Here is a 12,690-nt window from a genome sequence, read left to right as displayed (position 1 = left end):
TTTAGCGTAAAATTTGCGCCCCAATTCCATCTGGTGGAATTGGACTGACCTGAGATCAGAGAGAAGAGAAAACGAGCAATGACATCCACCAAACCTTTTGTTCCCGAGCTATTGTCACCTGCGGGCAGCTTGAAAAATATGCGCTATGCTTTCGCCTATGGTGCCGATGCGGTTTACGCCGGACAACCTCGCTACAGCCTGCGTGTACGTAACAACGAATTCAACCATGAGAATCTGCAAATCGGTATCGATGAAGCACATGCTCAAGGTAAAAAGTTTTATGTGGTGTGCAACATTCAGCCACATAACTCCAAACTTAAAACCTTCATCCGTGATCTCAAACCCGTGGTAGATATGGGCCCAGATGCGCTGATCATGTCAGACCCTGGCCTGATTATGATGGTGCGTGAAGCCTTCCCGCATATGGCCATTCACCTGTCAGTACAAGCGAACGCGGTCAACTGGGCAACCGTCAAATTCTGGGCCGCTTATGGCGTGGAACGTGTGATTGTCTCTCGCGAACTGTCACTCGAAGAGATCGAAGAAATTCGCCAACACTGTCCTGAAACCGAACTGGAAGTGTTCGTTCATGGCGCTCTTTGTATGGCTTACTCTGGCCGTTGCCTGCTCTCTGGCTACATCAACAAACGAGACCCAAACCAAGGTACATGCACCAATGCTTGCCGTTGGGAATACAAAGTTGAGCAAGGGAAAGAAGATGATGCTGGCCAGATCGTCGAACAGTTCGATCCAAACGCAGCTCAAGCAATTGAAGTACAGGAAGAGCGCCCAGAAACCACCATTGGTCGCGGCAAGCCGATTGACGATGTGGTACTGCTCTCTGAAAGCCATCGTCCAGAAGAAAAAATGGCCGCATTTGAAGATGAACACGGCACCTACATCATGAACTCAAAAGACCTGCGTGCCGTACAGCACGTTGAGCGTTTGACGAAAATGGGTGTGCATTCATTGAAAATCGAAGGCCGCACTAAATCGTTCTACTACTGTGCGCGTACCGCTCAGGTTTACCGCAAAGCGATCGATGACGCGGTTGTAGGCAAGCCTTTCGACGAGAGCTTGATGGGCACACTGGAAAGCTTGGCGCACCGTGGCTATACCGAAGGTTTTCTTCGCCGCCACACCCACGATGCCTATCAAAATTACGACTACGGCTACTCAGTATCAGACGCACAGCAATTTGTCGGAGAGTTCACTGGCAAACGCCGCGGCGATATGGCAGAAGTGGAAGTGAAGAACAAGTTCATCGTGGGTGACAGCTTAGAACTGATGACGCCGAAAGGTAATGTTATTTTCAGATTGGAAGCGATGGAAAACCGCAAAGGTGAAGCCATTGACGACGCAAAAGGCAATGGTCACTTTGTTTACGTGCCAGTACCTGCGGAGCTAGATCTGCAATACGCTCTACTGATGCGTAATCTGAATGACGGTCAGGATACCCGCAACCCCACAGGTAAGTAGTTATGGCACTGCTCATCACGGATAAATGCATTAACTGCGACATGTGTGACCCTGAGTGTCCGAATGGTGCGATTTCGATGGGGGAGAAGATCTTTGAAATTGATCCCAACCTCTGTACGGAATGCAAAGGACACTACGACAAGCCAACCTGTCAGTCCGTTTGTCCGATCACCAAGTGCATTATTACCGACCCTGCACATATCGAAACTGAAGCACAATTGCTTGAGAAATTCGTCATTATTCAGGGACTTGCCTAAAATCACCCAGAGCGCATTTATGGCGCTCTGTCTGTTTCCAGCACTCTCAGACACACCTCTGGCATAGGCGGGGGAGATGATGGTTTTTTGGGTGGCGGTGTGGGGCGAATGCGCCAACTGGTCACCTCTTCACCGCATCCATCGCCCTCAGGTGGCAGCGGCTGACTGACACATTCATCACTTTTTTGTGGGCATTTAAGCCGAACGTGCATGTGGGCGCTGTGTCCCCACCATGGACGCACCTTGCGCAGCCAATCTCGCTCGTCGCTTTTTTCCATCACGCACAGGCGCTCTTTGATCACCGGATTGATAAAAATACGCGCCACACGTTCATCCTCTGCGGCTTTTTTAACCAGTTCAAAGTAGTCATCACGCCATACGGCCTCATCAATGTTCTGAGCTTTCACATCAACCAGACTTTCGGTCTTTGCCTCAGCCAATCGCTGTATCTCTAATGGGCTAGAGTTCAGTTTTAACCAGACGTCCACATCTAATCCCGTTTGATGGCTGGCATGCCCATAAGCAAATCGGCCGCCACGGGGGAGGCCGACGTCGGCAATCATCAAACTGGCGTGCAGTGTCTCTTTGGCATACAGGCCAAGGCGCTGCACAAAGTTCTGTGTATCAGGGTGAGCAAAATAGCGCCTTCTTTCAGCACGAACTACTTGAAATCCCTCCCCTTCCAAGGGCAAAGCCACAGCTCCAATAAGACAACCATTTGCGTAGGAACCAACGGCACGGGCATCGGCCACAATTGGCGTAGAGACCGTTTCCCAAGGGGTCGATGCGTATGAGAAAAAGCTCGTTAGTAACAGTGCGAACAGCAGATAAATTTTCTCCACTTTTCCTCCTCTCATACCATCATCCCGCGTCATTTATATCAGTTAAGATTCCGACAGTTTAACCCACTACAACCCTGTACGTAGAAAAACCTTTCTAAAAGTAGCCTTCTCGTCAGCTCGATTAACTCCCCCAAAAACACCCACTTGAGTTCTTATTTTGCAGTCGCTCGCAGCCCAACTTCTTATTCCTGTCTTTCCCTCTGCTACTCGATTGAAATAGAGGAAAAAGGAGTAGATATGCATAGATTTGCCCTAGTAAGCCTAATTCTCCTCGCCGGGTGTAATCACACTGAACCAGAGGCAGTTGGAGATATTCACTATCAAGCGTTACTTAGCACCGATTTAAATAGTAATAACATGGATTTAAGTGAATTCATCTCCGCAACTCGCGCTATTGACATCGTCAGCGTTGGAGAGAGAACTCACCAAGGATCCAAGGCCTACAGCTATAAGGCGCGCATGGCCAAGGCACTGTATGAAGAGGGTGATTTAAATTTTATCGCATTTGAAGCAGGCCTCTATGACGGGCTAGCTGCGTGGCAAAATTACCTCAACGGCAAACAAACATTACAGGAGGCAGTGATAGGTCCCGATGCCAACTACATGTATGGACACCGTTTTAGCCAAGAAGTGGCCGCATTGATGAGGTATGTTAATGATGTTCCCCAGAGAGAAAAACCGTTGTTGCTGATTGGCTACGATGCCCGCATCAATAGCGATCCTGGCTGCAGCATCATGTTCGAGGAGCTGGAAAACTATCTAATAACCAACAACTTGGAGATGGCGAACTACAAGAAGATCAAAGAAACTGCGTCACGTATGATGTGCCCTTGGTACACGACGCAGCCTTATACTCAAGCGGATCACCGCTTTTTAATCACCGAATTAAAGTCACTTGAAACACTGTTAGTCACACAGAAGCAAGCGGAAACGGTTCCAGTATATGATCCGGATAGGCCGAGAGAGTTTCGCAACTACGCATCTTTTTGGCTGCAAATCGTCAAGAGTCTTCAGGCACAAGCTTATTTCATCATCAATAACATAGACAATTCCTATACCAATGCGCAGTCAGCCGAAAACTTGTACTGGCTGATTAACGAATGGTTTCAGTTGAAAGGACAAACGTTAGTCTGGGCGCACAACATCCATGCCACACCAATACAAAGCTCGATGATTTCTGCGCTACAGCAGCGCTACCCAGATCTATCAACCTATAGTGTTATGCAATTAGGTTTTAAAGGCACGTTAGCCGCCAATACCCCAGACCACAGCCGATGGTTGAAAGAGACAGAAACCTTTAAGGAGGAAAACAACACGCTGAACTACGCGTTATATTCGGCCGGATATCCTGATGTTTCGTCAATCTCGCTACTCAACCGGATAGCATTAAACGATATTTTCAGAAAATGTTCTACTTACGTTATGCGTGGGGAACGCTTACCCCACACATTCCTTGGAATAGCATGGATGGGTTTCTTTTTATTCCGCAAGAAGAACCAGCAACACCAATAGAGCTCCCTTAGCAAGACATGCTCGAGTTCGAGAGATAGTGTAAAGTGAGGAATAAAAAAAGCCCCAGTCTTTCGACTGAGGCTTTCAATGATGGCAGGGGTGGAGAGATTCGAACTCCCAACACGCGGATTTGGAATCCGCTGCTCTGCCAATTGGAGCTACACCCCTGCAGATTTGACAAAACCTTGCACGCTAGCAAGGTCTCTTTATAAGTGGCGGAGCGGACGGGACTCGAACCCGCGACCCCCGGCGTGACAGGCCGGTATTCTAACCGACTGAACTACCGCTCCGCATCAGTTAGACTGTAAGTCTGGTATCAGGCAACGCCTAACACGATATTTAAAGCCTGGCGATGTTCTACTCTCACATGGGGAAACCCCACACTACCATCGACGCTGTTTCGTTTCACTTCTGAGTTCGGGATGGAATCAGGTGGGTCCAAAACGCTATGGTCGCCAAGCAAATTCTGTTTGAAAGACTGTTCCTAGAACCTAGGGCCTTATCTTTCAATAATCTGGAAAGCTGTTTATGTTCTTCTTAACACAATCAAGTTTTTGTTCTTGCTTTGAGTCCATCAAAACCCTTTGGGTGTTGTATGGTTAAGCCTCACGGGCAATTAGTACAGGTTAGCTCAACGCCTCACAGCGCTTATACACCCTGCCTATCAACGTTCTAGTCTCGAACAACCCTTTAGGACAGTTAAACTGTCAGGGAAGACTCATCTCAGGGCTCGCTTCCCGCTTAGATGCTTTCAGCGGTTATCAATTCCGAACTTAGCTACCGGGCAATGCGTCTGGCGACACAACCCGAACACCAGAGGTTCGTCCACTCCGGTCCTCTCGTACTAGGAGCAGCCCCCTTCAATCTTCCAACGCCCACGGCAGATAGGGACCGAACTGTCTCACGACGTTCTAAACCCAGCTCGCGTACCACTTTAAATGGCGAACAGCCATACCCTTGGGACCGACTTCAGCCCCAGGATGTGATGAGCCGACATCGAGGTGCCAAACACCGCCGTCGATATGAACTCTTGGGCGGTATCAGCCTGTTATCCCCGGAGTACCTTTTATCCGTTGAGCGATGGCCCTTCCATTCAGAACCACCGGATCACTATGACCTGCTTTCGCACCTGCTCGAACCGTCATTCTCGCAGTTAAGCGGGCTTATGCCATTGCACTAACCTCACGATGTCCAACCGTGATTAGCCCACCTTCGTGCTCCTCCGTTACTCTTTGGGAGGAGACCGCCCCAGTCAAACTACCCACCAGGCACTGTCCGCGACCCCGATGAGGGGCCAACGTTAGAACATCAAACATACAAGGGTGGTATTTCAAGGACGGCTCCAACGCAACTGGCGTCACGTCTTCAAAGCCTCCCACCTATCCTACACATGTAGGTTCAATGTTCAGTGCCAAGCTGTAGTAAAGGTTCACGGGGTCTTTCCGTCTAGCCGCGGGTACACTGCATCTTCACAGCGATTTCAATTTCACTGAGTCTCGGGTGGAGACAGCGTGGCCATCATTACGCCATTCGTGCAGGTCGGAACTTACCCGACAAGGAATTTCGCTACCTTAGGACCGTTATAGTTACGGCCGCCGTTTACCGGGGCTTCGATCAAGAGCTTCGCTTACGCTAACCCCATCAATTAACCTTCCGGCACCGGGCAGGCGTCACACCGTATACGTCATCTTGCGATTTTGCACAGTGCTGTGTTTTTAATAAACAGTTGCAGCCACCTGGTATCTGCGACTCTCGTCAGCTCCATCCGCGAGGGACTTCACCATCAAGAGCGTACCTTCTCCCGAAGTTACGGTACCATTTTGCCTAGTTCCTTCACCCGAGTTCTCTCAAGCGCCTTGGTATTCTCTACCCGACCACCTGTGTCGGTTTGGGGTACGATTCCATCAAATCTGAAGCTTAGAGGCTTTTCCTGGAAGCATGGCATCAATGACTTCACTACCGTAGTAGCTCGACGTCGTGTCTCAGCCTATCGAGTGTCCGGATTTACCTAAACACTCAGCCTACGCACTTGAACCTGGACAACCGTCGCCAGGCCCACCTAGCCTTCTCCGTCCCCCCATCGCAATTTGATCGAGTACGGGAATATTAACCCGTTTCCCATCGACTACGCCTTTCGGCCTCGCCTTAGGGGTCGACTCACCCTGCCCCGATTAACGTTGGACAGGAACCCTTGGTCTTCCGGCGGGGAGGTTTTTCACCCCCCTTGTCGTTACTCATGTCAGCATTCGCACTTCTGATACCTCCAGCATGCTTTACAACACACCTTCAACGGCTTACAGAACGCTCCCCTACCCAATGTTCCAAGAACATTGCCGCAGCTTCGGTTTACAACTTAGCCCCGTTACATCTTCCGCGCAGGCCGACTCGACTAGTGAGCTATTACGCTTTCTTTAAATGATGGCTGCTTCTAAGCCAACATCCTAGCTGTCTAAGCCTTCCCACATCGTTTCCCACTTAGCTGTAATTTGGGACCTTAGCTGGCGGTCTGGGTTGTTTCCCTCTCCACGACGGACGTTAGCACCCGCCGTGTGTCTCCCGGATAGTACTTACTGGTATTCGGAGTTTGCAAAGGGTTGGTAAGTCGGGATGACCCCCTAGCCTTAACAGTGCTCTACCCCCAGTAGTATTCGTCCGAGGCGCTACCTAAATAGCTTTCGGGGAGAACCAGCTATCTCCGAGTTTGATTGGCCTTTCACCCCTAGCCACAAGTCATCCGCTAATTTTTCAACATTAGTCGGTTCGGTCCTCCAGTTGATGTTACTCAACCTTCAACCTGCCCATGGCTAGATCACTCGGTTTCGGGTCTAATGCTAGCAACTATACGCCCAGTTAAGACTCGGTTTCCCTACGGCTCCCCTATGCGGTTAACCTTGCTACTAACATTAAGTCGCTGACCCATTATACAAAAGGTACGCAGTCACACCACGAAGGTGCTCCTACTGCTTGTACGTACACGGTTTCAGGTTCTATTTCACTCCCCTCACAGGGGTTCTTTTCGCCTTTCCCTCACGGTACTGGTTCACTATCGGTCAGTCAGGAGTATTTAGCCTTGGAGGATGGTCCCCCCATATTCAGACAGGATAACACGTGTCCCGCCCTACTCGATTTCACTGAACATGCGCCTATGACTACGGGACTATCACCCGGTATCGTTGGCCTTTCCAGACCATTCGTCTAACGCATGTAAAGCTTAAGGGCTAATCCAATTTCGCTCGCCGCTACTTTCGGAATCTCGGTTGATTTCTTTTCCTCGGGGTACTTAGATGTTTCAGTTCTCCCGGTTCGCTTCGCTGCACTATGTATTCATGCAGCGATACTTACTTATGTAAGTGGGTTTCCCCATTCGGAAATCGGTGACTCAAGTGGCTCTTACTGCCTCATCACCGCTTATCGCAAGTTAGTACGTCCTTCATCGCCTCTGACTGCCAAGGCATCCACCGTGTACGCTTAGTCGCTTAACCATACAACCCCAAAGGGTCTTCTGTTTAAACAACCAAAGTTCGCTATCTCATTATTTGAATGAGCGAGATAGCATTGATTTGCCGGACTCAATTTTGAATTGTCACTATAAGTGACATTCCCAAGAACACTTGAATGTGTTTTGTTGGTGTTTGTCTTAAAGACAAACATTGAGAACTTTACAAGTAATTTATCCATGAAGATAAATTACTTTGTCAGCTTTCCAAATTGTTAAAGAGCAGATTTTCTAATGAAAACCATGTTTAAACACACTCGCAAGAATGCTTAAAGATGGTATCCCGTAGGGGAGTCGAACCCCTGTTACCGCCGTGAAAGGGCGGTGTCCTAGGCCTCTAGACGAACGGGACACTAAGATGCTCTAAACTTTCTAAACCGTATCAATCTGTGTGAACACTCATCGCAATAATCATCGTATAAGGAGGTGATCCAGCGCCAGGTTCCCCTAGCGCTACCTTGTTACGACTTCACCCCAGTCATGAACCACACCGTGGTGATCGTCCTCCCCTAATCTCGAAAGAAAAGGGGTTAAACTAACCACTTCTGGTGCAGCCCACTCCCATGGTGTGACGGGCGGTGTGTACAAGGCCCGGGAACGTATTCACCGTGGCATTCTGATCCACGATTACTAGCGATTCCGACTTCATGGAGTCGAGTTGCAGACTCCAATCCGGACTACGACGCACTTTTTGGGATTCGCTCACTTTCGCAAGTTGGCCGCCCTCTGTATGCGCCATTGTAGCACGTGTGTAGCCCTACTCGTAAGGGCCATGATGACTTGACGTCGTCCCCACCTTCCTCCGGTTTATCACCGGCAGTCTCCCTGGAGTTCCCGACATTACTCGCTGGCAACTAAGGATAAGGGTTGCGCTCGTTGCGGGACTTAACCCAACATTTCACAACACGAGCTGACGACAGCCATGCAGCACCTGTCTCAGAGCTCCCGAAGGCACACCTGCGTCTCCGCTGGCTTCTCTGGATGTCAAGAGTAGGTAAGGTTCTTCGCGTTGCATCGAATTAAACCACATGCTCCACCGCTTGTGCGGGCCCCCGTCAATTCATTTGAGTTTTAATCTTGCGACCGTACTCCCCAGGCGGTCTACTTAACGCGTTAGCTCCGAAAGCCACGGCTCAAGGCCACAACCTCCAAGTAGACATCGTTTACGGCGTGGACTACCAGGGTATCTAATCCTGTTTGCTCCCCACGCTTTCGCATCTGAGTGTCAGTATCTGTCCAGGGGGCCGCCTTCGCCACCGGTATTCCTTCAGATCTCTACGCATTTCACCGCTACACCTGAAATTCTACCCCCCTCTACAGTACTCTAGTTTGCCAGTTTCAAATGCAATTCCCAGGTTGAGCCCGGGGCTTTCACATCTGACTTAACAAACCACCTGCATGCGCTTTACGCCCAGTAATTCCGATTAACGCTCGCACCCTCCGTATTACCGCGGCTGCTGGCACGGAGTTAGCCGGTGCTTCTTCTGTTGCTAACGTCAAATGATGCTGCTATTCACAACACCACCTTCCTCACAACTGAAAGTGCTTTACAACCCGAAGGCCTTCTTCACACACGCGGCATGGCTGCATCAGGCTTGCGCCCATTGTGCAATATTCCCCACTGCTGCCTCCCGTAGGAGTCTGGACCGTGTCTCAGTTCCAGTGTGGCTGATCATCCTCTCAGACCAGCTAGGGATCGTCGCCTTGGTGAGCCCTTACCTCACCAACTAGCTAATCCCACCTGGGCATATCCTGACGCGAGAGGCCCGAAGGTCCCCCTCTTTGAGCCGAAGCTATCATGCGGTATTAGCCATCGTTTCCAATGGTTATCCCCCACATCAGGGCAATTTCCCAGGCATTACTCACCCGTCCGCCGCTCGCCGCCCAACAAATCCCCCGAAGGTTCAATGTTGTCGCTGCCGCTCGACTTGCATGTGTTAGGCCTGCCGCCAGCGTTCAATCTGAGCCATGATCAAACTCTTCAATTAAAGTTTTGGCTCAATGAATACTGATAACATTACTACGTAATGTTGAATTGACTGTGCTCGATACCGAAGTATCGAATTGGTCACTCAGTTCATTGATAAATCTTTTGCGATTATCATCAACGAGTGCCCACACAGATTGATAGGTTTATATTGTTAAAGAGCTTTGCTTTTCGAAGGTTTCTTCTCGAAGCGGAGGTGCATTCTAGCGAGATAACTGAGAGTGTCAAACACTTTTTTCAATTTTCTTTTTCAGAAGCTTTCACCTCGATGACAACCGCTGAAGCCTTGTGGCGTCTGCCGTGTCAGTGGATGCGCATTATAGGGAACGCTTTTTTCTTGGCAAGTGGAAAATAGTATTTTTATCGAAATTGACGCTCAACCGTTCAGATTTCAACCCAATTGAGCATTTACCAAACAAAATAAGGGGCAAGGCCCCTTATTTTGTCATTTACTCGCATAATTTTATCTATTGATGAGCGATGATCTGATCATTGCTGACCACCAATTGAATTTTCTTATCTGGCAACACTTGACCAGAAAGAATGGATTTTGCTAACGGGTTTTCGACACTTTGCTGAATCGCACGTTTTAGTGGTCTCGCACCATAAACCGGGTCGAAGCCAACTTGTGCGATCAATTCCAGCGCTTTTTCTGACACTTCCAATAAGTAGCCTTTTTCTTCCATCCGTTTAGCCAATCGACTCAGTTGAATGGAGGCGATAGATTTAATGTGCTCTTTACCCAAAGGATGGAACACCACGCTTTCATCTATCCGGTTTAAAAACTCTGGACGGAAATGTTTGCCGACAACGTCCATCACCTGCTCTTTAATACCTTGGTAATCGAGCATGGCGAAGTTTTCTTGGATTCGGGTTGAACCCAAATTCGAGGTCATAATCACGACCGTGTTTCTAAAATCGACCGTACGTCCCTGTCCATCTGTTAATCGCCCATCATCCAGTACTTGCAACAAGATGTTGAAAACGTCGGGATGCGCTTTTTCGACTTCATCAAGAAGGATGACAGAATACGGCTTACGACGCACTGCTTCCGTCAGATAACCGCCTTCCTCATAACCAACGTAGCCAGGAGGCGCGCCGACCAATCTCGCCACTGAGTGCTTCTCCATGAACTCCGACATATCAATGCGCACCATGGCGTCTTCGCTGTCGAACATGAAACTCGCGAGCGTTTTACACAATTCGGTTTTACCGACCCCAGTTGGCCCCAAGAAGAGGAAGGAACCAATCGGTTTGTTCGGATCGGACAAACCAGCGCGGCTACGACGAATGGCATTCGACACCACTTCTACCGCCTCTTTTTGTCCAATGACGCGATTGTGCAGAACCTCTTCCATATGCAGTAGCTTTTCTTTCTCCGCTTCCAGCATTTTTGACACAGGAATACCGGTCTGCTTAGAAAGCACTTCTGCGATTTCGTTGTCGGTAACCTTATTTCTCAATAAGGTCATCTCCTGCATTTCGGCTTGCGTGGCCAGATCAAGTTGCTTCTCGAGCTCAGGGATACGGCCGTATTGCAATTCGGACATGCGGCTTAGATCCCCAGCGCGGCGAGCAAACTCCATATCCATGCGTGCTTGCTCAAGCGCCGTTTTGATATGTTGAGTGCCCGATAAAGCGGCTTTTTCTGCATTCCAGATCTCTTCTAGCTCTGCAAACTCACGCTCTTTTTCGTTCAACTCTTCATTGAGCGAGCGCAGACGCTTTTCACTCGCTTCATCATGCTCATTGCTAAGCGCCTGCTGCTCAATTTTCAATTGAATGATCTTGCGCTCTAGTTTATCCAGTGCTTCTGGTTTGGAGTCGATCTGCATACGAATACTGGACGCTGCTTCATCGATCAAATCAATCGCTTTATCCGGCAACTGTCTGTCTGAAACGTAGCGATGGGACAAGCTGGCTGCCGCCACGATCGCTGGATCGGTAATTTCAACGTGATGGTGCAGCTCATAGCGTTCTTTTAAACCACGCAAAATCGCGATGGTGTCTTCCACGCTTGGCTCATCCACCAGCACTTTTTGGAAGCGTCTCTCCAAGGCGGGATCTTTCTCGATGTATTGGCGGTACTCATCCAAGGTTGTCGCACCAACACAATGAAGCTCGCCACGAGCCAAAGCGGGTTTGAGCATGTTGCCCGCATCCATTGAACCTTCACCTTTACCCGCACCAACCATGGTATGCAACTCATCGATAAAGAGGATGATATTGCCCTCTTCTTTAGAGAGCTCGTTCAAGACCGATTTGAGGCGCTCTTCAAACTCACCACGGTATTTCGCACCAGCCACCAACGCACCCATATCGAGTGACAGCACGCGGCGACCACGCAGCCCTTCAGGAACTTCATTATTAATAATACGCTGCGCTAATCCCTCGACTATTGCGGTTTTCCCGACACCGGGCTCACCGATGATCACCGGGTTGTTTTTGGTACGGCGCTGCAATACTTGAATGGTACGGCGAATTTCATCGTCGCGGCCAATGACCGGATCAAGTTTGCCCTGCTCCGCTCGCTCGGTAAGATCGATGGTAAATTTTTCAAGTGCTTGGCGCAGCTCTTCCGCATTCGGGTCATTGACTTTCTGACCGCCACGAATTTGCTCAATCGCTTGGCTCACTTTTTGTTCTGTGAGCCCCAGCTCTTTAAGTAATTGACCTAACGGACCTCTGTCTTCAAGAGCGGCCAGCAGGAAAACTTCCGACGAGATGTAACTGTCTTGGCGCTTCTGCGCAATTTTGTCACAGAGATTGAACATGGTGCCCATCGATGAGGACAGCTGTACATCACCACCAATGCCACTGACTTTCGGCAGGCGATCCAACATTTCACTGAGCTTGGAACGTAGATGCGTGACATCCACATTTAAGATGGTCAGCAGCGGTCTGATTGGGCTGCCATTTTGATCGAGCAGCGCCACCATAAGATGAACGGGTTCGATGTATTGATGATCGCGCCCTAACGCCAATGACTGTGCATCAGAGATAGCGATTTGAAACTTACTGGTAAATCGATCAAGACGCATACCTACCTTCCCTCAACTGAAATGAATGGTTTAATCAGTATGAAAGATGGATACGTGCTCGACGTTTTTCAAGGGG

5 protein-coding genes, 3 tRNA genes and 3 rRNA genes are annotated in these 12,690 nt (G+C 49.3%); 3 read left to right on the top strand and 8 right to left on the bottom strand.

The window, feature by feature from the left end:
• The first annotated feature begins 78 nt into the window (after window positions 1-78).
• Window positions 79-1,479: a prephenate-dependent tRNA uridine(34) hydroxylase TrhP gene (gene trhP / locus EA26_RS03620; RefSeq protein ID WP_039424233.1), complete on the top strand. Its 1,401-nt coding sequence runs from the start codon at window positions 79-81 to the stop codon at window positions 1,477-1,479.
• 2 nt (window positions 1,480-1,481) lie between these two features.
• Window positions 1,482-1,736: a YfhL family 4Fe-4S dicluster ferredoxin gene (locus EA26_RS03615; RefSeq protein WP_039424230.1), complete on the top strand. Its 255-nt coding sequence runs from the start codon at window positions 1,482-1,484 to the stop codon at window positions 1,734-1,736.
• A 17-nt stretch (window positions 1,737-1,753) separates the two neighbouring features.
• Here the strand turns inward: EA26_RS03615 and mepA are convergent, their stop codons facing one another.
• On the bottom strand, window positions 1,754-2,593 hold the full coding sequence (gene mepA / locus EA26_RS03610) for a penicillin-insensitive murein endopeptidase (RefSeq protein ID WP_081947029.1): 840 nt from the start codon (window positions 2,591-2,593) through the stop codon (window positions 1,754-1,756).
• A gap of 222 nt (window positions 2,594-2,815) precedes the next feature.
• Between mepA and EA26_RS03605 the strand changes: the two genes are divergently transcribed.
• The gene (locus EA26_RS03605; protein WP_226978283.1) at window positions 2,816-4,090 is read left to right on the top strand and encodes an erythromycin esterase family protein; all 1,275 of its coding nucleotides are present in this window, start codon (window positions 2,816-2,818) and stop codon (window positions 4,088-4,090) included.
• A gap of 91 nt (window positions 4,091-4,181) precedes the next feature.
• Here EA26_RS03605 and EA26_RS03600 read toward each other — a convergent pair.
• From EA26_RS03600 to clpB, 7 genes are all read right to left on the bottom strand, one after another.
• A tRNA-Trp gene (locus EA26_RS03600) sits at window positions 4,182-4,258 on the bottom strand.
• Between the two features lie 45 nt (window positions 4,259-4,303).
• Window positions 4,304-4,380, bottom strand: a tRNA-Asp gene (locus tag EA26_RS03595).
• A 54-nt stretch (window positions 4,381-4,434) separates the two neighbouring features.
• Window positions 4,435-4,550 (bottom strand): 5S ribosomal RNA (gene rrf / locus EA26_RS03590).
• Window positions 4,551-4,685: 135 nt separating this feature from the next.
• Window positions 4,686-7,572, bottom strand: a 23S ribosomal RNA gene (locus tag EA26_RS03585).
• Window positions 7,573-7,862: 290 nt separating this feature from the next.
• Window positions 7,863-7,938, bottom strand: a tRNA-Glu gene (locus EA26_RS03580).
• A 67-nt stretch (window positions 7,939-8,005) separates the two neighbouring features.
• Window positions 8,006-9,574, bottom strand: a 16S ribosomal RNA gene (locus tag EA26_RS03575).
• The 16S, 23S and 5S rRNA genes sit together here with 3 tRNA genes alongside, the layout of an rRNA operon.
• A 466-nt stretch (window positions 9,575-10,040) precedes the next feature.
• On the bottom strand, window positions 10,041-12,614 hold the full coding sequence (gene clpB / locus EA26_RS03570; RefSeq protein ID WP_039424226.1) for an ATP-dependent chaperone ClpB: 2,574 nt from the start codon (window positions 12,612-12,614) through the stop codon (window positions 10,041-10,043).
• Window positions 12,615-12,690: the final 76 nt, after the last annotated feature.

Source organism: Vibrio navarrensis, from assembly GCF_000764325.1.
Classification (GTDB): domain Bacteria; phylum Pseudomonadota; class Gammaproteobacteria; order Enterobacterales; family Vibrionaceae; genus Vibrio; species Vibrio navarrensis.
This window is presented reverse-complemented; position numbering and strand designations above follow the sequence as displayed.

Coding starts and splice junctions, on each gene's coding strand:
- EA26_RS03615 (WP_039424230.1), top strand. CDS start 1,482: ATGGCACTGCTCATCACGGATAAATGCATTAACTGCGACATGTGTGAC.
- EA26_RS03605 (WP_226978283.1), top strand. CDS start 2,816: ATGCATAGATTTGCCCTAGTAAGCCTAATTCTCCTCGCCGGGTGTAAT.
- mepA (WP_081947029.1), bottom strand. CDS start 2,593: ATGAGAGGAGGAAAAGTGGAGAAAATTTATCTGCTGTTCGCACTGTTA.
- trhP (WP_039424233.1), top strand. CDS start 79: ATGACATCCACCAAACCTTTTGTTCCCGAGCTATTGTCACCTGCGGGC.
- clpB (WP_039424226.1), bottom strand. CDS start 12,614: ATGCGTCTTGATCGATTTACCAGTAAGTTTCAAATCGCTATCTCTGAT.